The sequence below is a fragment of the Vibrio sp. 1288 genome (assembly GCF_033344475.1).
This window is the reverse complement of the sequence record NZ_JAWPOX010001134.1, coordinates 1-516: the sequence shown is the minus strand read 5'-3', so window position 1 is coordinate 516 and position 516 is coordinate 1. Positions and strand designations below refer to the sequence as shown.

The following is a 516-nucleotide window of genomic DNA, read 5'->3' as shown; positions in this document are numbered from 1 at the left end:
TCGGTAGCCATTTGGACGCTATTGGTCATCGCTTGTGCGAGACCAGTTTGGTTTGGTGAACCTGTCGAGTTTCAACCTAAGTACCGAGACTTAATGCTGGTGGTTGACCTTTCAGGTTCCATGCAAAATGAGGACATGAACTTCGATGGCGAGTACATCGACCGACTCTCTGCCGTGAAAAAAGTCCTATCAGATTTTGTCGCGAAGCGAAAGGGCGATCGGCTTGGAGTAGTTCTATTTGGTGACCACGCGTACTTACAAACGCCACTGACGGCTGACCGACAAACCGTTATCCAACAAATCAAGCAAACCGTAATTGGCCTAGTTGGTCAACGAACCGCAATTGGCGATGGTATCGGCTTAGGAACAAAAACCTTTGTCGATAGCGATGCGCCCCAGCGCGTGATGATTTTGCTCAGTGACGGCAGTAACACCGCTGGTGTGTTAGATCCAATCGAAGCGGCTGAGATTGCGAAGAAATACAATGCCACTATTTATACCGTCGGCGTAGGTGCT

Annotated in this window: 1 protein-coding gene; it reads left to right on the top strand. The window is 49.2% G+C overall.

Annotated elements, in window-relative coordinates:
• On the top strand, positions 1-516 hold a 516-nt coding region (locus R8O11_RS31300), incomplete at both ends, for a VWA domain-containing protein (RefSeq protein WP_318195402.1).